The organism is Maritalea porphyrae, from assembly GCF_030159895.1.
Taxonomy (GTDB): domain Bacteria; phylum Pseudomonadota; class Alphaproteobacteria; order Rhizobiales; family Devosiaceae; genus Maritalea; species Maritalea porphyrae.
The window spans coordinates 1052755-1079565 of the sequence record NZ_BSNI01000002.1 but is presented as its reverse complement, the minus strand read 5'-3'; the positions used below and the strand labels follow the sequence as shown (position 1 = coordinate 1079565).

General features: G+C 48.7%; 22 protein-coding genes and 1 tRNA gene. 12 read left to right on the top strand and 11 right to left on the bottom strand.

Annotated features, from left to right (window positions below):
* The 3 genes from QQL65_RS08675 to QQL65_RS08665 all read right to left on the bottom strand — a co-directional run.
* Window positions 1-1460: HAMP domain-containing protein (locus QQL65_RS08675; RefSeq protein WP_284363684.1), on the bottom strand; the 1460-nt coding region annotated here is incomplete at its 3' end.
* Between the two features lie 226 nt (window positions 1461-1686).
* On the bottom strand, window positions 1687-6564 hold the full coding sequence (locus QQL65_RS08670; RefSeq protein WP_284363682.1) for a CheR family methyltransferase: 4878 nt from the start codon (window positions 6562-6564) through the stop codon (window positions 1687-1689).
* A 394-nt stretch (window positions 6565-6958) separates the two neighbouring features.
* On the bottom strand, window positions 6959-7399 hold the full coding sequence (locus QQL65_RS08665) for a response regulator (protein WP_284363680.1): 441 nt from the start codon (window positions 7397-7399) through the stop codon (window positions 6959-6961).
* Between the two features lie 184 nt (window positions 7400-7583).
* On the opposite strand from QQL65_RS08665, the gene QQL65_RS08660 reads away from it, so the two are divergent.
* Window positions 7584-8696: a response regulator gene (locus QQL65_RS08660; protein ID WP_284363678.1), complete on the top strand. Its 1113-nt coding sequence runs from the start codon at window positions 7584-7586 to the stop codon at window positions 8694-8696.
* Between the two features lie 167 nt (window positions 8697-8863).
* Here the strand turns inward: QQL65_RS08660 and QQL65_RS08655 are convergent.
* From QQL65_RS08655 to QQL65_RS08640, 4 genes are all read right to left on the bottom strand, one after another.
* Window positions 8864-8940 (bottom strand) — tRNA-Arg (locus tag QQL65_RS08655).
* A gap of 140 nt (window positions 8941-9080) precedes the next feature.
* Window positions 9081-10508: a sensor histidine kinase gene (locus QQL65_RS08650; RefSeq protein WP_284363676.1), complete on the bottom strand. Its 1428-nt coding sequence runs from the start codon at window positions 10506-10508 to the stop codon at window positions 9081-9083.
* Between the two features lie 24 nt (window positions 10509-10532).
* Window positions 10533-11963, bottom strand: coding sequence for a dihydrolipoyl dehydrogenase family protein (locus QQL65_RS08645; protein ID WP_284363673.1), 1431 nt, complete (start codon window positions 11961-11963; stop codon window positions 10533-10535).
* A 17-nt stretch (window positions 11964-11980) separates the two neighbouring features.
* Window positions 11981-12724, bottom strand: a complete 744-nt coding sequence (locus QQL65_RS08640; protein WP_284363671.1) for a TVP38/TMEM64 family protein — start codon at window positions 12722-12724, stop codon at window positions 11981-11983.
* Window positions 12725-13095: 371 nt separating this feature from the next.
* Between QQL65_RS08640 and rpmH the strand changes: the two genes are divergently transcribed.
* The 5 genes from rpmH to yihA all read left to right on the top strand — a co-directional run bounded on the left by rpmH (window position 13096) and on the right by yihA (window position 16834).
* Window positions 13096-13230: a 50S ribosomal protein L34 gene (gene rpmH, locus QQL65_RS08635; RefSeq protein WP_084633949.1), complete on the top strand. Its 135-nt coding sequence runs from the start codon at window positions 13096-13098 to the stop codon at window positions 13228-13230.
* A 58-nt stretch (window positions 13231-13288) separates the two neighbouring features.
* Complete coding sequence (gene rnpA / locus QQL65_RS08630; protein WP_284363663.1) at window positions 13289-13651, top strand: ribonuclease P protein component; 363 nt, start codon at window positions 13289-13291, stop codon at window positions 13649-13651.
* Window positions 13648-15474 (top strand): membrane protein insertase YidC, encoded by a 1827-nt coding sequence (gene yidC / locus QQL65_RS08625; protein ID WP_284363661.1) that lies wholly within the window; start codon window positions 13648-13650, stop codon window positions 15472-15474. The genes rnpA and yidC overlap by 4 nt, the downstream gene beginning before the upstream one ends.
* An 85-nt stretch (window positions 15475-15559) precedes the next feature.
* Entirely contained in the window at window positions 15560-16195 is a 636-nt protein-coding gene (locus tag QQL65_RS08620) for a CatB-related O-acetyltransferase (RefSeq protein WP_284363660.1), read from the top strand.
* A 9-nt stretch (window positions 16196-16204) separates the two neighbouring features.
* Entirely contained in the window at window positions 16205-16834 is a 630-nt protein-coding gene (gene yihA, locus QQL65_RS08615; RefSeq protein WP_284363659.1) for a ribosome biogenesis GTP-binding protein YihA/YsxC, read from the top strand.
* 33 nt (window positions 16835-16867) lie between these two features.
* Here yihA and QQL65_RS08610 read toward each other — a convergent pair whose 3' ends face one another.
* Both QQL65_RS08610 and QQL65_RS08605 read right to left on the bottom strand, forming a co-directional pair.
* A complete protein-coding gene (locus tag QQL65_RS08610) occupies window positions 16868-19537 on the bottom strand; it encodes a bifunctional diguanylate cyclase/phosphodiesterase (protein ID WP_284363658.1) in 2670 nt (889 codons plus the stop codon).
* Between the two features lie 70 nt (window positions 19538-19607).
* Window positions 19608-20321, bottom strand: a complete 714-nt coding sequence (locus QQL65_RS08605) for a type 1 glutamine amidotransferase (protein WP_284363656.1) — start codon at window positions 20319-20321, stop codon at window positions 19608-19610.
* Between the two features lie 198 nt (window positions 20322-20519).
* Between QQL65_RS08605 and argB the strand changes: the two genes are divergently transcribed.
* Entirely contained in the window at window positions 20520-21374 is an 855-nt protein-coding gene (gene argB / locus QQL65_RS08600) for an acetylglutamate kinase (protein ID WP_284366253.1), read from the top strand.
* Entirely contained in the window at window positions 21374-22060 is a 687-nt protein-coding gene (locus QQL65_RS08595; protein WP_284363654.1) for a pyrimidine 5'-nucleotidase, read from the top strand. The genes argB and QQL65_RS08595 overlap by 1 nt, the downstream gene beginning before the upstream one ends.
* Here QQL65_RS08595 and QQL65_RS08590 read toward each other — a convergent pair.
* Window positions 22057-22737, bottom strand: a complete 681-nt coding sequence (locus QQL65_RS08590; protein ID WP_284363652.1) for a helix-turn-helix transcriptional regulator — start codon at window positions 22735-22737, stop codon at window positions 22057-22059. The two genes, QQL65_RS08595 and QQL65_RS08590, sit on opposite strands and share 4 nt — an antisense overlap.
* 88 nt (window positions 22738-22825) lie before the next feature.
* Between QQL65_RS08590 and QQL65_RS08585 the strand changes: the two genes are divergently transcribed.
* Window positions 22826-23122 carry an antibiotic biosynthesis monooxygenase family protein gene (locus QQL65_RS08585; RefSeq protein WP_284363650.1) on the top strand — a complete coding sequence of 99 codons (297 nt, stop codon included), beginning with the start codon at window positions 22826-22828 and terminating at the stop codon, window positions 23120-23122.
* Window positions 23123-23180: 58 nt separating this feature from the next.
* On the opposite strand, the gene QQL65_RS08580 is transcribed toward QQL65_RS08585, so the two are convergent.
* Window positions 23181-24050: an LOG family protein gene (locus QQL65_RS08580; RefSeq protein WP_284363649.1), complete on the bottom strand. Its 870-nt coding sequence runs from the start codon at window positions 24048-24050 to the stop codon at window positions 23181-23183.
* Between the two features lie 172 nt (window positions 24051-24222).
* On the opposite strand from QQL65_RS08580, the gene dapD reads away from it, so the two are divergent.
* Genes dapD through QQL65_RS08565 form a run of 3 tightly spaced genes read left to right on the top strand, consistent with a single transcriptional unit; the run spans window position 24223 to window position 26811 of the window.
* The gene (dapD, locus tag QQL65_RS08575; RefSeq protein WP_284363648.1) at window positions 24223-25068 is read left to right on the top strand and encodes a 2,3,4,5-tetrahydropyridine-2,6-dicarboxylate N-succinyltransferase; all 846 of its coding nucleotides are present in this window, start codon (window positions 24223-24225) and stop codon (window positions 25066-25068) included.
* A 3-nt stretch (window positions 25069-25071) separates the two neighbouring features.
* Window positions 25072-26232 (top strand): succinyl-diaminopimelate desuccinylase, encoded by a 1161-nt coding sequence (dapE, locus tag QQL65_RS08570; RefSeq protein WP_284363647.1) that lies wholly within the window; start codon window positions 25072-25074, stop codon window positions 26230-26232.
* A gap of 6 nt (window positions 26233-26238) precedes the next feature.
* On the top strand, window positions 26239-26811 hold the full coding sequence (locus tag QQL65_RS08565; protein ID WP_284363645.1) for a hypothetical protein: 573 nt from the start codon (window positions 26239-26241) through the stop codon (window positions 26809-26811).

Below are 26811 nucleotides of genomic sequence, written 5' to 3'. Positions count from 1 at the left end.
AGGCTAGAGATCACCTCGGTCAGCTTATCGCCTACCCGGTTGGTGTCGTTCTTTAGCTGCAGGAACGAGCCTTGATAGTCGCCTTCCATGCGCTTGGTCAGGTCCGTATTGGCCAAAGCCGCCAGCACTTCACCGGTTTCTGTGACCCCGCGGTCCACGGTTTCCACCAACTCGTTCACCCCATGGGCCAAACGGTTCAGCTCTTCATCAGGGAACTCGGCTTCCACCCGGCGGGTAAAGTCACCACTAACCGCTGCATCCACCACTTCACCAAAGGCACGCTGCAACTCTTGCATCATGTCTGCACGCTCTGCGGTGCGCTGCTTGGCGGCCATCTTCTCTTCTTCGGTCATTTCGTTCACCCGAAGACCGTTCGCTCTGAACACCTCAACAGCGCGCGCCATCTCACCAAGCTCGTTACTGCGTTGGGTGAAGGGTACATCCGCGTCTAGATCACCACCAGCCAAGTTGCGCATAGTTGTTGTGATCTTTTTAAGCGGTTGGGTAATCGTCCAACCAATTGCGAGACCAGCCAGCACCATTAGAAGCAACGCCACCCCAATAACAGACAGGATGAAGGTCCGCGCATTTTGTGTCACCTGAGCCAATTCAGTTCGCGCTGCTTGCCCTTTTACGTCTGCGTCTTCAATGATTATGGCGAGCTCACTGACCATGGACTGATACAATCCATCGAGCTGCGTTTGCATATCCAAATGCCGCGCTTTGGCGCCTGCATATTCGTCAAAACCAACATTGTAGACCTCAAGCAAGTCAGCCAATTCGATCCGCGCCATCGGGTCAACGTTCTGCTTTTGGGCGGCACGGAGAACTTTCTTGATCTGCTTATCGACGCCGAGAATATTTCGGTCACCGCCGGCGATCACAAAGTTGCGTTCTGCTAAGCGCATGCGGGTATATTCAAGATTGATGAGGTCTGATTTGAAGGGTTTAATTTTTGCCGCGACGGCTTTGTCTGCTTCGGTGAAATCGAAGAAGAAGCCACTATCGGCATTGGCGGAAATTTCAATGCTGGTCTCAACAAGAACGTCAAACAGACTTCGATATTCTTGCAGGTACGTTTGCGTTGCAGTGATATGAGCCATCATCTCGCTTTCGCCTGCCATGACTGCGAGTTGGTCTAACAATTCTGCTGATTTAGTGCTCTCAACGCGCTGAAGTTCAGCCAGAGCCAAATCGTCGCGCAAAATGAAGTCTTTTTCAAATTGGCGCATCAAAAGGTTTGAACGGCCGATAGACTGTGCAAGTTGCTGCACCGCTGCAAAGTGGCGTTCATCTTCAATCGCCGCCGTCTTTTGCTGTTCTGAGAGGATAAACATGGCGCCAACTGCCAACATCAAAAGAGCACTCATTGCTGAGCTGATGGCAATTCGGCTCGAGATTTTCAGCGATTTCAGTGTCGCGAAACTCGGCAATGTAAAAGAGATTTTCGGCGGCTTCACTTGGTTTCCTCCTCACCAAATTCAACTGCAGACTAAGCGTTAATGGTTTCTAATTGGTTACATACCAATTTAATACAAATGGAAGTAAAAAACGCCAACTGCTCGCGCAAAAAGCAATTGTGGGCAAAACCGAAAACGTAAATTTCAAGTGCGGAACATCAGTTGTCGATTTTTGCGACGCACAGCAAGTCCGCGTCTGATCTCACAATCATCGCTGGCATTAAAATTAACTAACGACAATTTTGAACGTTGCGCCTTTGTTGACTTCGCCATTGGCACTTATTGACCAATTGTGGCGGTCGCAAACTGCAGCACAGATGGCAAGTCCTATACCTGAACCATCATATTGTGCGGTCGAGTGAATGCGCGTGAACGGTTGAAACATCTTTTGTTTAAACCTCTCGTCGAACCCAACACCGTTATCTGAAATAGTTATTACGAATCCTGATTTTGATTTCTTCGCAGATATTTTGACAACTGGTGGCCGATCTTTGGATCGGTATTTAATCGCATTGCTGATAATGTTTCGAAAAAGTTGCTCGACGAGAATGCGGTCGCATTCAATTGTGGGCAGTTTGCCTACTTTGATTTGGGCACTTTCTTCCTGAATACGCACAGCAAGCTCATCTAGGATTGTTTGAACAACGGTATTCAGGTTCTCCTTTGCTAGGTTCAATTCTGTATTGTTGGTCTTGGAGAGATGCAGCAAGTCTTGAATTAGATTACTCATCCGTCTTGCGGATTGCGAAACCACGTCAATGAAGTACCGCCCCTCTTCATCCAGATATTCCTTTTTCGACGTGACCAAGAGTTCGCTAAATTGTCGGATTTTGCGCAGCGGCTCCTGTAGGTCGTGCGACGCAACATAAGCGAATTGATTTAGTCCTTCGTTGGCTTGTTCAAGCTCCTTGTTCTTGTCTTCAAGCCCTTGTCGTGCGCGATTTCGTTCCGTTACATCAACAAGCACACCTAGCAGCTGTTTTTCGCGCCCCGTTTCACCCAAATAGCCTGACAATTCCACGTCAATTATTTCGCCATTTTTGCGAACAAACTGGTACTGGATATTTTCTACGGTTTTGTTCTTTTCAAGCGTAGGTATGACATTCTTTGCTGCATGTTCAGCGGATTCCGGCGTTTGAAATTCGCCAATTTTTCGGCCAATGACCTTTTTGCGAGAATATCCCAAACTTTTGAGCCAATAGTCTGACACATCAATGATTGTCGCTTCCGGGGTGAGCGTGTGCATCATCACAGGGGTCTTATGGTAGAGACTTTGATATCTTTCTTTTTGTTGATCGAGTTCCTCATTTAGCTCAATAAGTCGTTTCTCGTTCGTCTTTAGCTCTGTAATGTCGGTCGCAACGACAACGATTGTCTGTTCACCTGTTTCGGAGTCAGTGAAAGGCACTTTATCGACTTTCACCCAAGCATCATTCCCATCGGGAAGGTCAAAATGCTCAATAATGTCGAGCAGAGGTTTGCCACTATTAATGGCCTGAAGGTCTTCCTGAAAATATCGATCGCTCAAATCAGGCAAGAGGTCCGCCGTATTGCGCCCCTCTATTTCTTCGACCGTTTTGCCCATCCACATGGCGGCGGTTTTGTTCGCCCGCAGGATGTTGTTTTTGTCATCTTTGTACCAAACTGCTGACGTCACACCGTCGAATATGTGCTGCAGAATGTTCTCAGATCGACGAACCGCGCGGAATTGGTTTGCTCGCTCAAGGCTTGCCCCGATCCAGCCAGCAAGAATACGTATGTAGCTGAGCTCAGTTTCAGTGAATTTGCGCGCTCTTGCTTTCTTCGTGGAGAAGAAACCGATCGTACCATATTGTTTTCCCGCCACCGAAACCGGACATCCAAGATAGCATTTCACGCCAAATTTTGCGACGGCGGGATGGTCGACCTTGTCGGTTTTTGATAGATTTGAATAGGCAACGATGTCGTTGGTGCGACGGACAAGTGAACACAAAATGTCATCCTCAGAGACCGCCTGATTATTTCCATAGGCATCGGGTTCTGAGCCTACATAGTATTTCTGGCGTACGTCGTTTCGTCCAAACTGTGTAATAAGTGCATGGTCCAGACCCAAATATTCTAAGCCGCAAGCCAAGAATTGTTCTGCCCGTTCTGCATAGTCGCCATCGCTGAGCATTTCGACATCCATCAACTTGCGCAAGGCCGTTTGATGGTTCACTTCAAGGGTCGCATCTCGCCCGGTTGCTTGATAAGCGACGACCTTGCCAGACTTGTCGGCAATTGAACGGACAGTCAGCCGCCGGAACTCTGTTTTTCCATTTTCGCGCCGTCGAACAGCCGTAAGCGGCAGTGTTTGGTTTGGCTTCAGGCCACTAATGATTTCATCAAGTTCGTGCTGCTGCTCGTCTTTGCCACCATAGCCTGTGACGAATTTTTTCTTTGAAAGCGTTTTACTGACATGTTCGCCAATTATTTCGTCGACAGACATCCCCTGAAGCTTTGCAAACTTTTCATTGCAATAGGTCACAATGCCATCCGCCTTGTCCCAGCGAATTATATATTCAGTGATGTCCGATAGAATACTCGCGTAATATTGCGCTTGCTTTTTCACGCTTTCTTGCGCTTCTTTAAGGTCTTTGATGTTGATCGTGGTAATTACAATGCCGTCAACGCCGGAGCCGCTTGTCGTGTACGGCAAGATCCGGAGCAAATACGGTATTTGATCGACCTCTACTTCAAGCTCAATGCGACGCTTTTTATCGCGGGACTCCTTGAGCAGTTCTTGGAGCTCGCCAAACTGAAATTTGTGCGTGAGGTGATTGATCGGCCGACCAATATCACCGTCCAATAGATTGAATGTTTCACTTGCTGCTGGTGTGAAACGACGAATGCTAAATTCGCTGTCCAAAAAAATCGTACCGATTTCCGTACCTTCGAGCAAATTATCCATATCATTAGTAAGCTCTACCAACTCGTCAATTTTGCGCTGGTGTTCAGATGACACGGTAAACAATTCTTCGTTGACCGAATGCAGCTCTTCGTTTGTACTCTGAAGTTCCTCGTTTGAGGCCATCAACTCCTCATTTGTGGCCTGAAGCTCCTCATTGCTTGTTTCGAGTTCTTCAATTGTCGTCTGCAAGTTCTCTTCAGTTGAAGCTAGGTCGCGCTCTAGCTCTTCTGTGCGCCGATGGAGGTTATCAATGAGTTCTTCACGGTTGGCGGTTTTTATATTCTTGTTTTTCTGTCTGTCGGTCGGCTTCACTTCCGACTTCTCAATCGTGAGCAACAGATAACTGTGTTCGCCTACAGGATTTCCCGCGCGCGAAATTGTAACGAAATATGTGTGAGCCTCGCCGCCTTTGGGCCCGTAGACAGCTTTGCGGCTATATGTTCCGCTCTTTGAAAGCTTAAACCGCTCAAGGCCAGCTTCAACTATTTGGCCAAGTTCGCGCGGCAGCAGTTCAGCAATTTTGTCGGTGAAATTACCTGTTTGAAGAGTCAGCAACTCAGCCGCATCGCGAAAGATGTGCACGATACGCCCGTCCGTCGTAATTAGATAACCTGGCGGGGCGTACTTCTTTACAATGTCCTGCAATGCGCTATCGATCAGCCGTCGTTCTTCAATGTTAGGGTTCGGCGCACGAGCACTGCGACGGCTTTCTAGCTTTTTGAGCTCACCGTTGCTTGCAGACGCCATGCCTAATGCGTTGGTGAGTATCTCTGGCTCTAAAAGCCGCACATCACGTAACTTTTGAAAGACGCGTGCTCTTTCGTCAATTGCGGTGAATTCGTCAGCCAATTTCCCCGGCGTTTCGCTCGTTCCTAAAAACAAAAAGCCTTTGTGCCGCAAGGCAAAGTGGAACATGAAAATAGCACGTTGCTGAGCCTTGTCGTTCAGATAAATCAGTACATTTCGACAACTAACAAGATCCATCCTTGTAAATGGTGGGTCAGAAAGCAAACTGTGCGGACTAAATGTAACAAGGCGTCTGATATCAGAGACGACCTGATATCTACTTTCGCTTATTGGGACAAAATATCGGCCAATTATGCCTTTAGATATCTTCGCAACACTTTCACCTGAATAGACGCCCTCGGTTGCCACATCTAAAGAGCGAGAGTGAATGTCTGTTGCAATGATTTTTGCGTTTAAATCTCGCTTATTCTTGCGAGCGGCTTCGGCAAGCAATATGGCAATAGAGTACGCCTCTTCACCACTGGCGCAGCCGGGCACCCAGATGCGCACTTGATAGTCGGGTGCCATTTTCTTGACAAGCTCAGGCACCACTTTTGTCTTTAAGGCCTTGAATGCCTTTTCGTCACGAAAGAACGAAGTCACTTCAATCAGCAGATCGTTGTATAATGCATCGAGTTCGTTGCGGTCCTCGTTGAGGTGCAAATAGTAACGTGAGAGCTCATTTATGTTGCACAATTCTGCTCTACGCCGAATACGACGTGCCACGGTGGTGTATTTATATTGTTCAAAATCGGTGCCATAACGATCGCGCAATAGACCAAATATCGAGCTGAGCACGGGGTTCCCAGCGCCTTGCCCATCTTGTGGTGCAAAGGTACCGTTCCGGGCAAATCGAATGACTTGTTTTGGAAGGTCATCGGGTGTTGTGACTATATCAGCTAGGCCAGCACTTATTACCGAGTTTGGCATGCCCTCAAATTTCGCACTATTTGGCGTTTGTACGAACACACCTCCACCTGCGGCGCGAATTGATGCACATCCCTTTGTACCATCTGAGCCGGTGCCGGAGAGGATGACACCTATTGACTGTGGGCCGTATTCACGTGCGGCGACTTCAAAAAAGCTGTTGATAGGCAGGTAAGGGCTCTCAAACTGGTCCAGTGGCTTAACAACGAAATGGCCGTTTTTAATATCCATGTGAACATGTGGGCGGTTGAGGTAAACATGATTTTCCTCAATTGCCATGCCATCTTCAACTTTGCGAATTTGCATTTTTGTGTGGCGGGCAAGCAGCTCATCCATCGAAGATTCAAAGTCTGGAGATAGGTGCTGAACGATGACGAAGGCGAGACCACTGTCGATGGGAACCGCGCCAAAGAACTCTTCAAATGGCGCTAGGCCGCCAGCACTGGCACCAATAACGACCATCTTTGTTTTCGTTTTTTTTGAGCTCGTTGAATCCGTTCGGTTCTGTTCGTTCATTTGCTCCACATTTTTACTTGTGGCACTGAGTTTGCTGGTCGTTCACCCAACGCACACTCGTTTAACAATTTTTTAACTATAATTTTGAAGATTAACAAAAATACTTAACTTTGGAAATGATTGTGCAGTCAAGTCAGCTAGAAAAAATGTCAGAGTTGTTGCTGTTGAAAGATCAAGTCAAAGAGCAACTCGAAACACTCGAAGTAGTAGCCACAAACCCGCAGAGCGTAGAAGCCCTAATTGCTATTAGTAGTGAGGTGAGGCGTGTTTCAAAACTAAGTCGTTCCTTGGCGCGTGAAATTACAGAACTTTCACATAGCCAACGTAGCGGAATGCGCCACTAAGTTAGCTCAAAGTCGCTCCATTTTACCAAAATCGTCTCAAATAGGGTCTTAAGCTCTGCTAAGCCTGCGGGTTTGGAATGTACTGCGCTGGCTCCGATATCCAAAGCGCTTTGAAGCATGGTTTTGTCCGTTGCCGTTGTGACGACTATGATTGGAGTGTCCTGGAATATGTTGTCGTTCTTCCAAGTTGCAAGAACCTCATATCCGTCAATTCCTGGCATGTTTAGATCTAACAATACAAGGTCAATTCCGCCAACAATACTTGAATTTTGATCCGCAAAATCAATTGCTTGCTGCCCGTCTGAACAGATGGTCACTGTAAAGTTCTGAGAATTACTTTCGATCTGAGCCAAAGTCCGCTTCATCAGAAATAGCTCTGCAGGGTCGTCATCGACAATAAGTAAGTTGGTGCAGTTTTGCAGTCGCGGTTTTTGCAATGTCTTTTACCAGTATGCTAGCTCAGCGCGTTTGGCACTTTCCTCCTCATATACCGCATTTTTCGCGCAAATTCTATTTGTGTAAAACGCGTAAATTTGGCGTTAACTTTTTGTTAACCATGGTTACTGCACACTTAATACTAAGCAGTTAGTAAAATAATGGAGAATATTACGGAGAGAAAAAATGGAAAATTTACATCGTGCTTCAAGAGCAACGCAACCAAAACCTCTTCAGGATATTGATCGCGAGCAGCTCTCTTGTTTCTTGCTAGATGACGATCATATCGACATTGGCTATTTGACTCACCAATTGGGCGCGATCGAACATATTGACTTTGATATTGTTACAGCACGTAATTTGGAAGATGCCCAAAGAATAGTTGATAACACCTCATTCGACTTATACTTAGTCGACTTCTGGCTCAGCTCTGAAACGGCTGTACCAATTATCTCCAAACTTGCTTCATCACAAAACAGAAAAGCGATTGTCGTGCTATCCACGCTTGAAGAGGCAACTTTTCAAGAAATGGGGTTACGTGCGGGCGCCGCACAGTTCTTATCCAAACAGGAGCTAACCCCATTTAACCTAGAAAGCTGCATTCGAAGTGCTCGCTCATTTGCAATGAAAGCGGAGGCGTTGGACGAAAAGCTCAATAGCTATCGAGCAAGCCAAGCAAAAGACTTAAACTGGCTTGCCCAATGGACCGAAAGTCTGGTCGATCGGCTGATGTTTGCAACCAGCAAAAACGGTGAACAAGATACAGAGGTTCTAGAGAAAATCCACGCGGATCTAACGACGATTTCCCATCGCCTCCGGATTTTTTCGGGGCAAAATCTTGAGCAAAATAGTTGCCTAATCGATGCAAATCAATTGCTTGAAGATTTTACCAGGTCGATGTTTGAAACTCCTTATCGCGTCGTGCAAGAAAGCCCATTTCATAAGATATTTGTACGATGCAACCGGGACGCGACGTTGGAAGTGTTAAAGATGGTTGCCGAGTTTTTGCATAACTCTAGTGACACCAAAGGTGCAATTCAGGTTGAGCTTTCCGATGATCAAAATTTTGGAAAATTTAGCTTCCGAGTGCGGCCGTGTCCGCAATTGCATGATGCACACCTCGAGTTATCGAGCGAATTCCCGCAGGCCGGCATTAAATCGTTGATGTCAAACGATGAAATAAACACCATGCAAGCAGTTCGTGCATTGTTGCAACGGATGGGCGGGAGCCTAAACACGCGCTCTGAAATGGAGGCCGTCATTTTCGAAGTGGCAGTGCCAAGCCAGGCGGCTACTTAGACTATTCTGACTGTTTACTCCTCGTGAGCGGGGCCGGTCTTTGTTGGTCTTAAGCCCTGCCGACGAAAAGTAACAGATTTCTTGCGAGTCTAAGAGAAATTGTCTCAGATTATCGCGCAGAACACGCCGGATGATCCTGTTGGAAATCCACTAGTGTATGAAGGAAATGGTGCACCGGGGAAGATTCGAACTCCCGACCCCTTGATTCGTAGTCAAGTACTCTATCCAGCTGAGCTACCGGTGCATTTTGACGTTGGGTAATTGCTACCCTCATCAGTGAGGCAAAGGCATATACTGGGCTGATTTGGAATGCAAGTACCTCAATTGTATCTTTTTTGTTTTTTATGCTTTTTTTCGATAACCAGGCAAATATGGTAAACCTAGTTAGTTGCTGGCTAGTGGCAATTCCACCGAAAAAACAGTGCCTTGTTCGCCCTCGAGGTAGGTTAGCTTACCCCCATGAGCCTCCGCAATCTCTTTGGCAATAACAAGTCCAAGGCCGGTGCCGCCAGCTCTTCCCGATCCATCAAACGCAACAAACAGGTTTTCTTTCGCACGTGGGGGCAGGCCGGGACCGTTGTCACCAATAAGTATTTGATTGCAATTGGAGCCCTCAATGCGTTTCACGTACACTTTTTTGCCGCCATCAGCTTTGGTATGACTTTCCAAAGCCTCACGGGCATTTTTCATGATATTGACGAACACGCGCGAAATTTGGTCTGGGTCGACATTGATTACAACGTCGTCCGGCACATCATTTTCGAATTCTATTGATGGGTGGGAACGCACGCCTGCATCGATTGCCGACTCGTCTATTAGCGCCCGCAAATCCACGTGCATAAACTTTGGCGGAATGGTCTTTTGACGACCATAATCTAGAACGGACTGGGCAAAATTGATGGCGCGATCCAGTGTGGTCACCAGACGTGGTGCCAGGCGTTGCACCTGAGGGTCCTCAAGCGTCGCCACTTGATCAGATAGCAATTGCGCAGCGCTTAGCGTGTTGCGTAAGTCGTGATTAATCTTGGCAACAGCTAACCCTAGGTCAGCCAAGTGTTGCTTTTGACGCAACATGGAGAAGATGTCTTGCTCCATCATGGCCAATTCACGTTCCGCAATGCCCACTTCGTCAGTCCTATTGGATGGGACGATGATGCGGTTCGCATCTTCAGGCGTTTTGCGGAAAGCAATCATATTTTGCGTCATGCGCCCGATTGGGCGCACCAACAAGCGGTTTAGGAAGAAGAAGATAGCGGCTGCAGTTGCAACGGCAACCAATAGCGACAGCCAGAAGATATTGCGCGAATAAGCCAACATTTCTTGTCTCAACCCTGCTTCACTCATCAGCACTTCAACCGCTAGGTCGGTCGAACCTGAAGGCACGCCAATGATACGCATGGTACGATTGCTGCCATTGATGATCACATCAAGTGCACCGATAATGAGTGGTAGAGAATCGCGCTGTCGGGTGTCAGCATCCACAACAGCGATTGGCATTGGCATATCAAGTCGTTCAATCAATTGAGACTTGTCATCCATTCGCACCACCAGTGCTTCGGCCTGCGCAGATTTGAGCAGATTATTGATCATATCCGGCGTTAGATCCATTGCGTCGGGCACGGTTTCAATTACGCGCGCAGCGACACCGGCAACTTGAATGCGGTCATCCAACCAACGAATGCGAAAATTGGCGACTGATGGCAGGTAAATCACAACTTCAACAATCATGATCATCGCAATGATCATTGTGATCAGCTTAACCGAAAGCCCAAAGCGCGCGCGCTGATATGGTTGATTCTGTGAAATGGCCATAGTGGAACACTAATCCAGTTTTGATCAGCCAAACAAACGGTTTAATGCAATCAACCCTTTGAGCAAGGGATTGTCTAATTTGTCTTTGTAAAATTCAATGCTGATGCGTTTTGCCACTTCAAACAATGTGGGATAGGGCGACACCATTTTTGTAAACGCGCCAACTTTCATATTGTTGGCAATTGCGAAGGCGTACATGTTGATCAATTCATCAGCATGCAATCCAACAGCCCCTGCCCCGATGATCTTACCAGAATTGTCGGTTAGGACTTTAAGAAGGCCATCGGTTTGGCGTTCGGCTCTTGCGCGGTCGTTTTCGTCAAAACTCCAGCGCAAAACCTTGAAACGATCACCATATTTCTCACGCGCTTCTTCTTCATTCATGCCGACCTGAGCGATTGCAGGATCGGTATAGGTGGCCCAAGGGATAATTTGACGGTTTTGCTTTACCGGCAATCCAAACAGAGCATTGCGAACAACCAGCCCAGCTTGATACCCAGCAACATGGGTGAACTGCAGTCCGCTTGCCACATCACCGATGGCGTAAACCCTGCGGTTGCTGGTTTTTAAGCCATCATTGATGTTGATACCGCGTTTGGTGTGTTCGACTTGGGCCGCTTCCAAATTCAGTTTTTCGACATTGGGCACGCGCCCTGCCGCCACCAATAGATGTGTGCCTACGATAGTTTCGATATCACCGTCCGGGTTCTCGATATCTACAGCGATTGCGCGCGACTTCTTTTTCACTTCGAGCACTTTTGTTCGCGCACGAATATCAACACCTTCACGTCGAATGTGACGCAACGCGATATCGGTAAATTCACGGTCGTCTTTAGCTAAGGGCTCCGCCATCTCAAGCACCGTAACATTGCAGCCAAGGCGCTGGTGCGCCTGTGCCAACTCCATGCCGATAGGGCCACCACCAACAATGATGAGATCGGCGGGCTTGCGGCGTTGTTCAAAAATCGTCTCGTTTGTCAGAAACGGCACATCGGCCAACCCCGGCACCGGCGGCACCATTGGACGCGAGCCTGTTGCGATCACAAATCGACGCGCGCGAATCTGCTCGTTTCCAACCTGCACGGTCCTTTTGTCGACAAAACTCGCTTCACCCTCGATCACATTGACGCCAAGACCGCGAAATCGTTCCACCGAATCGTTTGGCGCAATCCCAGCAATGACCTGTTTGATATGATCATTGATGCGACCAAAGTTTGGCTTTGGCTCCTCCGCCTGAATGCCAAATTCGGGAGCCGTGCGCATGAGCTGTGCGCGCGTGCCCGCCGCAATAAGCGCTTTTGAGGGCACGCACCCTGTGTTCAAGCAATCGCCACCCATCTTGTCGCGTTCGATCAGAACAACAGATGCGCCAAGTTGGGCAGCGGCCGCTGCAACTGTCAAACCGCCTGAGCCGGCACCAATTACGCAAAGGTCAGGTTTAAGATATTCAGCCATAAATGATGCCTTTTGTTCTAGCTGGTCGCATTATTCGCACGGAGGCGCTTAATCACAATAGGTAAAAGGGAAATAAGACCCAGTGCGGAAAACGCGATGATAAGTTCAGTCGTTACCAAATCCCCTGGCGACAGAGAGACCCCACAATTGTCTGATGCTGCTTGTGTGCAATCAGTAAAAGCGACGGATTGAGCTTCAACCAGCGACCGTATTCCTTCTCCCGCGTACGCATATGCAAAGGTGCCGGGGGCAATGCCGACAAGTGTTGTCCAAAAGAATATGCCAAACGGCACCCCTAGAATCGCTGGCACAATATTTACCAACGTAAATGGGAATGCTGGCACGAGCCTTAGGAAAAACATATAGTTCACCGCATCGTCTTGCATGCCTTTGCGTAATTTTTGCACAAACGGCCCAGCGCTCTCGCGCAAATGCTCTCCAAGTGAAGTGCTCGCAATCCAAAAAAGAATCGAAGCGCCAACAGTGGCAGATAAGATGGTAACAAAGCCTGCAATCCACCACCCAAAAAAGATACCACCGGCAATTGTAAGTACCCAAGCTGCAGGAAATGATAGCGCCACAGCAACCACATAAACCAGTCCAAAAATTCCAACCGATAGGCCAAGGTTTTGTGCGATAAAGGTTTGAAGCGCGTTGAAGTTTTCCAGCAGGGCCTCAAAGGAGAGGACTTTATAAGCCCCGGTCGCGGCAAAAACGCCCACAATCAACGCAAACACCGCCAAAGGCAGCCATCTTTTCATATTCTTTTGCAAGATTTCAGTCCTTCAACTATTGCGGCGTAAGTTCCCTGCGGTGGTTTTGCCTTGATTTTTAACGCAACATAGCGGCAAAAATGCTAAACATCTCATAGCCTCACTTGAATTTGACGTGACGTGATCAACCACTCAAGCGCTGTTGATAACAATTGAACGTGGGGCAAAGGCGAAAAGCACACATTCTTTGCCTCCTTTGAGATTGACTTGACGCCCCATTTTGCCTATACACCGCCCAACTCGGCCATAAATTGTGGCGCGACACCGATTTTCTGTTGCGTGCTGCTGACTACTAGAATGGCTACCTGTTTTTTAATTTTCGAGAGGAACAGTGCCGCGAACGGCATTGTGGATGAGCAATGAAGCGTACCTTTCAGCCTAGCAATCTTGTGCGCACTCGTCGTCACGGTTTCCGTGCACGCATGGCGACAAAAAATGGCCGTAAAATCTTGAACGCTCGCCGCGCACGCGGTCGCAAGCGTTTGTCTGCGTAAGAATGTTCTTGATGACCCGTTGGATTTGCCATGGGTCAGAACATTTGCAGGGGGTTGCATGCGCCGTTTGAAGCATCGGGCGCAGTTTTTACAAGCCGCGCGTGGACTGAAATCGGTCCGCCGCGGCTTTGTGCTGCAAGCAACAAAGTGTGACGACGCAGAGCCTGGAATCGGGTTTACGGTCACAAAGCGCGTCGGCAACGCCCCAGAACGCAACAGAATTAAGCGCCGATTGCGCGCGCTAAGTGAAAAAATAGCGCAAAAATTCAAGCCTAATTTCAACTATGTATTGATTGGGCGTAGAGAAGCGTTACATGAACCTTTTAGCCTTTTAGAAGAAGGCTTGGGTCGAGCGATCGAAAAAATACACAGTCCGCACGCAAAGCGGGTGGATGCACGGGAGCGGAAAGCAAAATCATGAATGGTGAAGGCCGCAATTATATCTTAGCGATCGGCTTGTCGATCTTGGTCCTTGTAGGTTGGCAATACTTTGTTGCTGGGCCGCAGTTGGAAAAGGCACAACAACAAGCCGAATTGGCTGCACAGCAAGCAGCTGAAACGGACCCTAATGCAGGCTTGCCAACGCCGGGAACTGTATCAACCAGCACGCAGGCTGATGCAGCATCAGCGTTGATTACCGGCACACGGGAAGAAGTGATTGCGGCAACAGATCGCGTCAAAATCTCGACAGGTGCGCTTGATGGCTCGATCAATCTTGTTGGCGGTCGGCTTGATGACCTTCACCTCACCCAATATCGTGAGACAATTGAAGACGACAGCCCAATCATCACATTGCTTTCTCCGCAAGGTACTCCAAAACCTTATTACGCGGAACAGGGCTGGACAGCGCTTGCCGGTTCAACGGTTAAATTGCCAAGGCCAACGACCGTTTGGTCAGTTGAAGGCAACCCGACGCTAAATGCGAACAATCCTGTTACCTTGACTTACGACAATGGCGAAGGCTTGGTTTTCAATCGCACATTTGAAGTCGATGAAAACTATCTCTTCACCGTTAAACAGACAGTCCAGAACAACTCTGCAGGCGATATTGCGCTTTACCCCTACTCTTACGTAGCGCGCCAAGAAACTCCTGAAACTTCAGGCTTCTTCATTTTGCATGAAGGCCCGATTGGCGTGTTGGGTGACGCAAACCTAGTTGAATTGGGTTACAAAGATTTGGTTGAAGATAGCCGCAAGAAGTATGATGCAAAATCAGGCTGGCTTGGCTTCACTGACAAATATTGGGCGGCGACTGTTTTCCCAGAGGCTGGCGCAATCATCAATGCTCAGTTTGATTACAAGAAAACTGACGGTCGTGACACTTATCGCGCAAGCTATGTAACAACCGAGCCAACCGTTGTGCCGGCAGGTTCAACAGCTGAACATCAAAGCTATATCTTTGCAGGTGCGAAAGTTGAGCGCATCATTGATTCCTATGAAAAGGGTCTTGGCCTTGATCGTTTGGAATTGCTGATCGACTGGGGTTGGTTCCATTTCATCACCAAACCACTATTCTACGTGATCCGTTTCTTGAACGACATTTTGGGCAACTTTGGTCTTGCGATTTTGGCCGTGACAGTTCTGATCAAGATCGCTTTCTTCTGGTTCGCTAACAAGTCTTACGCGTCAATGGCGGGGATGAAAAAAGTTCAGCCGGAAATGAAGGAAATTCAAGAACGGCACAAAGAAGACCGCATGGCCCAACAACAAGCCATGATGGAGCTTTATAAGCGCGAAAAAATCAACCCAATGAGTGGTTGTTGGCCGGTGCTTATCCAGATCCCTGTGTTCTTCTCGCTTTATAAAGTGCTGTTTGTCACCATTGAAATGCGCCAAGCGCCATTCTTTGGCTGGGTACAAGATTTGGCTGTGCCTGATCCAACAAACCTATTCAATCTGTTTGGATTGATCCCAGTGGATCCAACAGCTTTGCCTCTCATTGGTGGTTTCCTTGTACTCGGTGCATGGCCATTGATCATGGGTTTGACCATGTTCGTGCAAATGCGTTTGAACCCACCGCCAGCCGATGCAACTCAGGCTGCGATCTTTGCTTGGATGCCAGTGATCTTTACATTCATGTTGGCTGGTTTCCCAGCGGGTCTGGTGATCTATTGGGCATGGAACAACTTCTTGTCCATCTTGCAGCAATATTTCATCATGAAGCGCCACGGCGCAGATGTGGATATTCTTGGCAACATCATGGCGACTTTCAAAAAGAAATCGCCTGAAGGTGAAGCTAAATAAGTCTCGTCCTATAACTGGACCAGTACGGTACTAAAGATTAAAGTCGCGTCGCATATACGACGCGGCTTTTTTTGTGTGGTGATTTATGTTTGGCCCAAACCCAAATGATCCAACTCCTCTTCCTGGCATCGACCAGCTAATATTCTTGAAGAACCATATCACGCGGCCAGATATCGTGGTTGGCGACTATACCTACTATGATGATGAAGACGATGCGGCAGAATTTGAACGCCGCAATGTGCTTTATCACTATGAGTTTGTTGGCGATAAGCTGATCATCGGAAAATTCTGCTCGCTCGCGAAAGACTGCACATTTATGATGAATGGTGCCAACCATACCTTTACTTCGTTTTCGACTTTTCCTTTCGCTGTTTTTAAAAATGGTTGGGGCGATGGTGATGTTGAGCAGCTCAAAAGCCAGTCTCGCGGTGATACGATTGTTGGCAACGATGTTTGGATTGGCCGAGCGGCAACGATTATGCCGGGCGTACAAATCGGCGACGGTGCTATAATTGGCGCTCATGCCGTGGTTGGGCGAGACGTTCCACCTTACACAATCGTAGCCGGCAACCCTGCCCGGGAAATCCGCAAACGTTTCGACGGTGAAACCGTGAATGCTTTGCAAAACATCAAGTGGTGGGACTGGTCGATTGAAAAAATTACGAAGAATTTGGAAGCGATCACGAATGCGGACCTAGACGCATTGCGCAATGCGGTATAGACCGCACAGATGACCGAATTTAGAGAAGACGAAATTGAAGCAGGCAGACTGCTATTTGCGCGCCCTTGGCAGTTTATCAAGGGGTGCGTGCGTGTTGACGACCTTCCGCCGGGAGATCGGACCGAAATCGCATTTGCAGGCCGCTCCAACGTCGGCAAATCCTCTTTGATCAACGCACTAACCAATCGTGTAAATTTGGCGCGTACGTCAAACACGCCAGGCCGTACGCAAGAGCTCAATATCTTTGAAGCGGACGACGCGCCAATGCGGATTGTCGATATGCCGGGTTATGGCTTTGCTAAAGCGCCCAAAAAGACCGTTGAAAAATGGACAAGGCTCATCCACTCATACTTGAAAGGGCGCGCCACACTGCGCCGCGTTTTTGTGCTGATTGATGGACGCCACGGCCCAAAAGCAGCGGATGAAACCGTTATGAACGAACTGGATACGGCTGCTGTATCCTATCAGATCGTATTGACGAAAGCTGATAAGCCAAAGGCTGGAGAGTTAGAGCGCATTCAAGCCAAAACGGCGCAGATGATTGCAAAACACCCTGCGGCACATCCAGAGATGATTATCACTTCATCTGAAAAGGGTGTTGGAATTGAAGAATTACGAGCAACGATCGCCCGCTTCTAATTTGCAGTTCGCCTAGCTTTGGCAACCGCTTGTTCAGGACGCTTTGACCTGCGCCTTATAATCTTGCATGAAACGATTGAAGTCATGTGCTGACATCGGCTTGGCGTATAAGTACCCTTGCAGGGAATCAACGCCAAGTTCGCGCAACACTTGTGCCTGGCCTTCAGTTTCGACACCCTCTGCGAGCACTTCGATATTCAACGTCTTACCCATATCGATCATCGATTTTGTAAGTCGTCGTTGTTCATCAGATGTATCAATGGACGTTACAAACTGGCGGTCAATCTTGATGCGCTTTGGCTCAAGGTTTAGCAATCCAATTATTGATGCGTGACCAGTACCAAAATCATCGATTTCGATGTCGATGCCCATTTGTTTGATTTTCTCTAGATTGCGTTCAACCACTAGATCGCGGTCATCCAAGAAGATCGATTCAAGCAGTTCGAATGTGATGCGACCAGGCTCAATCTGCAATTCTTTAAGACGGCGTATTAGATTCTCATCGCGCAAACGTGGCGACGATATATTCACCGACGCATGTTCGACGGAAATGCCTTGTTCTTCCCAGAATTTCAAATCATTCAGGACAGTGGCCAATACGTCGTGATCGATATCGTCGATAACATTTATGTCTTCAGCGACTTTGAGAAATTCGAATGGGCTAAGCACGCCCTTGTCCGGATGATCCCAACGCGCAAGCGCTTCTACCCCAACAATTTCACCGCTATGCGCGTCGAACTGGGGCTGATAAAATGGAATGAACTGCCCTAACTCTAGGCCCCACAAAATCTCTTCAGAGACTTCACGTGCTTTGACAATTCGCGCCTGCTGATCATTTGAGAAGAACTCAAAGCAATTCCGACCCAGCTCTTTGGCTCGATACAGTGCTATATCTGACTTGGTCATCAAGTCGTTCAGATCGGCCTCGCCCTTATCAGCGTACGCAATGCCAACGCTTGCACCAAACCGACAAGGTTGCCCTTCATACATAACGGGAACCTTTAACGCATCAATTATCGAATCGGCGAGCGACGCCAACTCGGCTTTGTCAAAGGTACGCTCTACAATGATGACAAATTCATCGCCTCCGACACGGGCGACAAAGTCTGATTCATCCAAGGCTTTTGTTAAAACCGTCGCGACATGTCGCAGAACCGCATCGCCGGCCAAATGGCCAAGTGAATCGTTAATCTGCTTAAAGCGATCAAGATCAATCGCCAGCATGGCAACCGTATCATCGCTGTGCTCCTCAGCTGAGTAGTTTTCAATCGTCTGATCAAGGAAACGTCGGTTCGGCAACTTGGTCAATGGGTCATGCAACGCCAAGTGCTTAATGCGAATTTGCATGCCCTCGAGTTCTGCATTTCGGCTTTCAGCCAATCGTTTGGCGTCGAGTAACTCTTCGCGCATATTTACGTCAGCCGTGATATCCCAATTGACGCCGACCATTTTCGGGTCGCCATCAGCTGGTTGATAATAGGCACAACGCGACTGCAAATGCCTAATTTTACCGCTTGGCGTGATAATCCGAAACTCGGTACTCAGTTGAGACTTTGTACGTATCGCCTCATTAAACGATGTCATCACCCGATCCACATCATCGGGGTGCAAGGCATTGGTGAATACATCTGGAGAATAGGTCGTGTCAGCGGCTTCTAATCCAAACAAGAGGTTCGTTCGTCTGTCCCAGAAACGCTCACCTGTCACCAAATTGGCTTCCCAAACACCAATATCTGAAGATGATAGTGCAACGTTTAGCCGTTCCGAAATGAGTGCGATTTTTTCTTCGCGCGTTGCCAATTCATCTGTTTGGTTCTTTCGCTGTCGCATCAGGTGGCCTGAATAGGCGGTTGGCGCGAAGATCAACAAGCCGGCAAACAACATTGCGATACGCAAAGAAGTGAGATCGGCAGCATGCGCGGGCCATCCACCTTTTGGACAGGCCAGCATTTGCCAAGAACCGTTTGGCAGTCGGACATCGACCATTACAGCTTTTTCGTATCCGCGCTTGTCGGGTCCAAAAAACACCTCGCCTTGCGATCCCAACGCATCCTTGCCAACCAATGAAACGTCAATCGGCAAATCTGGATCGGTAAGCCCGCTATTTGCATAGAGTTTTTGAACGTCAATTACCGCTGAAACAATACCCCAAAAACGCTGCGTGCCGTCAGGGTTGTCCGTGAACACTGGAAAGCGTCCAATAAAACCTTGGCCGCCTTGGACAAGATTAACCGGACCGGCAAGAATTAGACTTCCACTATCGCGTGCGCGCAATGCGGCTGCGCGCTGGGCTGCATTCTTGTTGTAATCAAGACCCATGGCCTTCTCATTACCTTTACGCGGATAGATCATCTCAATAACAAGATCAGGTGCGCCAGCGATAATTATGAGTTCTGAATGGCCATCAAAGAGGTTCTTGGCGAGCCTTTCGAATTGCTGAGGCGTCATATCCGGTTGCCCAGAAAGCACCGACACCAACCCCTTCGCCAATTGAAGGTTTGAGTTGATATTGCCTTCGATGCGCGAGCGCAAAAGATTTGCCTGGCTCGTGACTTCTTCGCGGACAGATTGTTCGTAAATCGAGCGCGACTGATATTCCGAGTATTGCCAGAAACAAATGGTCAGAACGAGCGCAATCAGCGCTGGAATGTTTGTCAGACTCCAGACGTGCTTTTTGAACACATCTACAACTCGTTCCATCATACGCCTTTTTGTAGCTCGCTAAAGAAAACAACTATAAAGGACTTTATGAACGGAATGATTAATTATTGATTTAGGATGCGGCGTCCAAAAAGCGTCGAAAATACTCAGCCATCAGCATATTGTCGTTCTTTTCGCCCACTGATTTGATCGCACTCTCGCCTGTCGCTTTGTCGAACAGTTCGCCGGTTCGCAATTCATAGACGGCTGTTGCATATTCATTCGCAAATTCAGGGTGCGCTTGGATGCTTATTGCTGCGCCATTGTCATATTCCAGCATTGCGTATGGCGTAAACTCACTGCCTCCAACCACTTTGCTGTTTGGCGGAGGAGACAAGACCTGATCTTGATGGATTACATTGAATTGCATCTGATCGGGTGCATCGCCCATAAAACTAGGCTTCTGAGTAATTTTGTACTCATGGCGACCAAGACCCCAGCCTTTTTCTGACTTTTCAACGACGCCGCCAAGCGCGTCAGCCATGATTTGGTGCCCAAAGCACACTCCAATCATTGGAATTGAACGCGCGTAAGCGCCGCGAATAAACTCGCGCAATGGCTCCATCCAAGGCTTCTGATCGTAGACCCCAAGCGCTGAGCCTGTGATGATGATGGCCTCTGTTTTTTCAAGGGGCGGCAATGGCTCATCCTCGATCAAACTCACAGTTTCAAATGTGAATTTGCCACCTCCATCGCCGACAAGATCGGCGAACATTTTGCCATAATTGTCAAACTGGTTCCGCAACGGCTCTGCAACGAGCCCCGTTTGCAACACTGAAACCTTCATTTCCAACACCATTTTCTCATGCGCAAATTATGATCAAATAATTTGATCAAATTTAGATTGGCCACATTTTTGCGTCCGAAGCAAGACAAGTCGCGAAATTTTGTTTATGGGTGTTTTGTGACGGTGGAACGGGCGAGAAATACATTGAGCATTGATAAAACCAAAGAAGCAGCAATTTTGGCGCAAGCACTGCCATATATGCTGCGCTATGATCATCGCGTTGTCGTAGTAAAATATGGTGGCCACGCAATGGGCGACCCAGAACTTGCGCGCGCGTTTGCTCGCGACATTGTTTTGCTTCGTCAGTCTGGCGTAATGCCAATCGTGGTACATGGCGGCGGACCACAAATTGGCAAAATGCTCGATCGACTGAACATTGTATCCGAGTTCAAAGATGGCCTGCGTGTCACTGACCGCGCCACGGTTGATATCGTTGAGATGGTTTTGGCCGGTGCGATTAACAAGCAAATTGTAACCGCAATTACCCAAGAGGGCGGCCGGGCCATCGGGTTGTGCGGCAAAGATGCGGGCATGGTCGAAGCCAAAAAGCTCAAACGCACCTCAATGGACCCTGACAGCAACATTGAACGCATTATAGATTTGGGATTTGTGGGCGAACCAGCGGATGTGAACCCTGAGATACTCTACCGTCTGATCGGCGAAGAGATCATCCCCGTGATTGCGCCAATTGCAGCGGGCAAAAACGGCGACACATTTAATATCAATGCTGACACATTTGCCGGCGCGATTGCTTCTGCCATGGATGCAAAGCGCTTCTTGTTGCTGACAGATGTGGAAGGCGTCCTAGATCAAGACATGAAGTTGATCCCCGATATGGACATCGAAAAAGCACAAGAATTGATTGATTCTGGTGTCGCAAAGGGTGGCATGATCCCGAAACTTGAAACAGCCATCAATGCTGTGAAAAGTGGCGTACAAGGTGTGGTAATCGTGAACGGCAAGACCGAACATGCGGTTTTGCTTGAGTTGTTCACTGAGCATGGTGCTGGCACATTGATTCACCAGACCGGCGAAATCGGAGACGACGAATAATGCCACTCTCTGACGTCCGCCATTGGGTGTTTGATTTAGACAACACCCTCTACCCGCGCACATGTAGATTATTTGATCAGATTGACAAATTGATCACCGCATATGTGGCTGACGTAACCGGACTTGATCCAGTCCCTGCACGAAAGTTACAGAAAGACTTTTATCGCGATCACGGCACCACTTTGCGTGGTCTGATGGCGACGCGCGATATCGACCCTCACCACTTTTTGTCTAAAGTGCACAACATAGACTATTCGCCGGTTCAACCGAATCCTGATTTGATATCTGCCATAAAGGCGTTGCCCGGGCAGAAACTGATATTTACCAATGCGGATGTTGGCCATGCAGAAGCAGTGATTGATCGGCTCGGTGGCAGTGATGTGTTTGATGGTGTCTTTGGTATTGTAGAAGCAGACTTTGAACCGAAGCCGTTCCGACAACCATATGAAAAGTTTCTTCTAGATCATGGCGTCGACGCCAAACAAGCCGCTATGTTTGAAGATATGGAGAAAAACCTTCTTACGGCTCACGAAGTTGGCATGCGCACAGTGCATGTGATCCCAGATGCCAGTTTTGAAGATGACAGTTTGGAAGATTTTGAACTGCGACGCAAAGACGATCACGAGCATGTGCATCACGTCACAGACGATCTATCCTCGTTTTTAGCTCCTTTTACTGTTCGCTAAGTCGAGTACCGTTGCAAATAATCCGACAACTCCTGCCCAGCGGCAGGCGTGAACTTTTCTCGCGTCAACTCAATTTGGCTAATTCTGTCGACCCTAAAATCTCGAAAATCTTCTCGCGTCAAGCACCAAGCGGTCAAGAGCCATTTAGGCCCAAAGTTGGCAAGCGCTAGTGGATGCACCTGCCTTTCAGTTTGTTTCCCTTCAAGCGAACAATAGTTGAACCGAACAATTCGCCGTCCATCGATCGCTTTACGCAGCTGCCGGAGCGCTGAAGTCGGCATTTGAACACCCTCAGGCGGCACAACCATAAGGTGTGGGGTATCCAGTTTTGACTTGTGCGTTTCGGGCACAGCGTCGCGTATCTTTTCCAATGCCTCGCGCGCTGCAGATGAAAGATCATCATCCGCGATCAACGCCAGCGTCTTTGCCCCCAGCGCCAGCGCTTCGAGTTGTTCAAAGGTGAAACTTAATGGCGGCAAATCAAACTCGCCGCGCAGCATGAAACCGACCCCAGTTTCAGAATCGATTGGTGCGCCCGACCCGATCAGGTGCGCCATGTCCCGGTAGATAGAACGCTTAGAGGTTTCCAATCTGTCTGCAATTTGTTGCGCCGTAAGGGCACCGTTGGCGGTGCGAAGTATTTGAATTATCCGGAATAGCCGTTCTGCCCGTCGCATATATTCATCCTTGATCAAACACTATGGCCATAAGGGTGGCAACAGGGTGATGTTAATGCTCTTCCATCAACAATGGAAGGACATGAAAATGAGTACTATTTTTGAATTGGTTAGCTTCAAGGTGAAAAACGCAGACAAGGCTGCTCAGCTCCGACGCGAAGCGATGGAACACGCCAAACAGTTTAAAGGTTTCATCAATTATCGCGCACTGACAAACACGGAAGACCCCACACTTTTCACAGACCTTGTCGAATGGGCCAGCCTAGAAGACGCACAGGCCGCGGCTGAAAAAGTGATGACCTTACCTGAGTTTCAAGCGATGATGAGCGAAATTGAGGCCGTCGAAAGCATGAAACATTTCAGCATCGACAAAATAGTTGAATAGGCGAAAAAAAGAGCCCGGTGCATCGGCGCCGGGCTCGAATTTGTTAAAAAGATTTCTGTTACTCGACAACGCAGTCGCAGTTTTCGTCCGTAATGGTGGGCAGGTTATAGGCCTCACGAACCACGCACCAAGCTTCCTCTGCGGTATCAACAACTTTGAACAGATCAACATCATCGGGCGAAATAGTGCCTTCTTCCGCCAAAGCCTCAAGATTGATAACGCGTTTCCAGAAATGTGAGCCAAACAAAAGCACTGGCACACGTTCCATTCGACCAGTTTGGATCAATGTTAGAGTCTCGAAAAACTCATCCATGGTGCCGAATCCGCCTGGGAATACGGCGATGACCTTAGCGCGCAGCAAAAAGTGAATTTTTCGCGTTGCGAAGTAGTGGAAGTTAAAGCTGAGATCTGGTGTCACATAGAGGTTTGGAGCTTGCTCGTGTGGCAGAACAATGTTCAAGCCAATCGATGGTGCGCCAACTTCCGTTGCGCCTTTGTTGCCCGCTTCCATTACACCGGGTCCACCACCGGTCACAACGACATATTCTTTGTAATCAAGTGTCTCAGAGGTCAGCGAAGCCAATCGAGCAAATTTGCGCGCCTCATCGTAGTATTTAGAGTTTTTCTCAAGGTTCTTTTTTTGAATGTCATTCTTGGCCGCCCATGCTTCCGCGCCAGGTGCAGGCAAACGCGCACCACCAAAAAGGACCACTGTGGAATTGATGCCGCGTTCTTTGAGCCATAATTCAGGCTTCAGAATTTCAAGCTGCAATCGAATTGCACGCGTATCTTCTGATGTCATGAACTCTTCATCAGAAAACGCCAATCGATAGGCTGCAGATTCCGTTTGTGGTGTCTTTGGGACCCGCCTTGTGACGCTAATATCTTCTTGGGAAGTGCGTAACGAGGTGTGGCGGCGTTTTGACATATATATCTCCAATATTCTATTGCCCGCTATTATGCTCATAATCGCGTTAACGATCAGTGCCCTCAACCGGATTACACAATAGTGATTGTTTCGTGTGTCGACCAGTTGACACCCATGGCGACGGCGCTAATGTCGCGAGCAATCACTTAGATCAGTTGGAGAGCTTGGAAATATGTCATTTGCCGACTTGGCCCAGACCATTGATGCAGCGTTCGATGACCGCGAGAACGTAAATCTTAACACGCAGGGTGCCGTGCGCGATGCTGTAAATGAAGCGCTTGCGCTGATGGATGATGGCAAACTGCGGGTAGCGGAACAGAATGAAGCGGGCGAATGGACCGTCAACCAATGGGCGAAAAAGGCAGTTTTGTTGTCTTTCCGTCTCAACGATATGGAAACTATTCCAGGCGGACCAGGTGGTGCGACATGGTGGGACAAAGTTCCATCTAAATTCGCAGGTTGGAGCGAGAACCGTTTTCGTGAGGCTGGCTTTCGAGCGGTTCCGGGTTCCATCGTTCGCCATTCAGCACATATTGCACCCGGTGCCGTTTTGATGCCGTCATTTGTCAATCTTGGTGCCTATGTTGGCGAGAACACAATGGTCGACACATGGGCTGCGGTGGGTTCATGTGCCCAGATTGGTGCAAATGTTCACCTTTCCGGTGGCGTTGGCATCGGTGGTGTTTTAGAGCCATTGCAAGCAGATCCAGTAATTATTGAGGATGATTGTTTTATCGGTGCACGTTCTGAAATCGTTGAAGGCGTTCGGGTTGGCAAAGGCTCCGTGATTTCAATGGGCGTATTCATTGGCCAATCAACTAAAATCGTCAACCGCCACACAGGCGAAGTACATATGGGTGAAGTGCCACCATATTCTGTGGTTGTGTCTGGTTCTATGCCGGGCAAGCCATTGCCTGATGGCACGCCAGGACCAAGCCTTTATTGCGCAGTAATCGTGAAACAAGTGGACGAAAAGACACGTTCCAAGACATCGATTAACGATCTGTTGCGAGACTAGGACATGGCCGTCGCCCTAGATCTATTGCGAGACTTGATCCGCTGTAACTCTGTGACACCTGCAGACGACGGCGCGATTGATATTCTTGTGCAGTTTTTGGAGCCTTTGGGTTTTACCTGTACGCGCACGCCCTTTGAGGGCGACGGCAGCTATCGTGTTGAAAACCTGTTTGCTACGCGCGGTAATAGCGGACCGCACTTATTATTCGCTGGGCACACGGATGTGGTCCCGGTGGGTGATGCAGGGGCGTGGACACACGATCCTTTCTCAGCCGACGTCGACAACGAAGGCATTATGTGGGGCCGTGGCGCAGTAGATATGAAAAGTGGCGTCGCGGCCTTTTGCGCTGCACTACCAGCGTTTATCGAAAGCGGTGCAGCGGACAATTGCACAATCTCGTTGCTGATCACTGGCGATGAAGAAGCTGACGCCATCAATGGGACAGTCAAAGTGCTCAAGTGGGCGGCCGAACAGGGACACAAATTTGATTTCGGCCTTGTTGGCGAACCCTCTAGTGCGGAGTTTTTGGGTGATTTAGTTCGGATTGGTCGACGCGGATCAATGAGTTTTTCGGTGACAGTTGGCGGCGAGCAAGGTCATGTCGCCTATCCGCACAAAGCGAACAACCCCATTCCGATCCTTGCCGGCATTGCGACGCAACTGAGTTGCACTGCTTTGGATGAGGGCAACGAAAACTTCCCGCCATCAAATTTGGAGCTTACAACCGTTGATGTTGGGAACGCCGCAACAAATGTCATTCCTGCCAAGGGTACATTGAAAGGCAATATTCGGTTCAACGATATTTGGAATGCGCAGAAGCTGGAGTACTGGCTCGGGGAACAAATCCTGAAGGTTCCCGCAAAAGGCTGCGACGTTGAATTGAACATCAAACAGCCAGTGTCTCGCTCCTTCGTTTCAGACGGGTCGAAGCATGTCGACATGTTAGTTGATAGTGTTGCAACCGTTTCGGGAGTATCGCCCGAACGTTCAACAGGTGGCGGCACATCGGACGCGCGCTTCATCGCTGATTATTGCCCAGTGGCTGAGTTTGGCCTAGTTGGCAAAACGATGCACCAGGTCGACGAACGTGTATCCACACAAATGGTGCTTGAACTTCAAGCCGTTTATGCCCATTTTCTAGATAGTTTTGCTCAGCAAGGATAGCTTTTCGTGAATCCAAACAGCCTCATCGAAGAAATAGTTGCTGCCGCGCGCGGCTGTTGGGGCATTTTGTCTGGCAACCGATTAGAAGCGAACCGCCTGGACGGCAGTCTTGCAGGCATCTCGACATCAGCAATTGCTGTTTTGATTGCTTTTGGCGCGCAAGCCATGCTGCGTTTGCCGCTGCCAGCAGACGTGATCGCGCCAATGCCGCTATTAGTTTTGCTGCATCTGTTGGCAGTAAACGTGGCTGGATTTTATGGCGTCTATTTGTTTTTGCGCATGAAAGGAAACTTGGGCGACTTTGGCAGCTATATCACCGCGCACAACTGGTCGAACCTTTTCTTTTTGATTGTCGCCCTGCCCCTGGCAATTGTTTTGCCTGGGCTGATTGGCAGCCTGATCATCACAATCGCCACAGCCGTTTTCTATTTCCGAGCCGCTAATTTTTTGCTCGATATTCGTGGACCCGACCTCATTCTGATGATTGGTGCACAGCTTCTTGCAATGCTCGCCTGCATCATCGTGCTGATGTTCCTTGGCAGCATCGTCCCGGGATTGGGTTTTCGGATTATCGGCTAG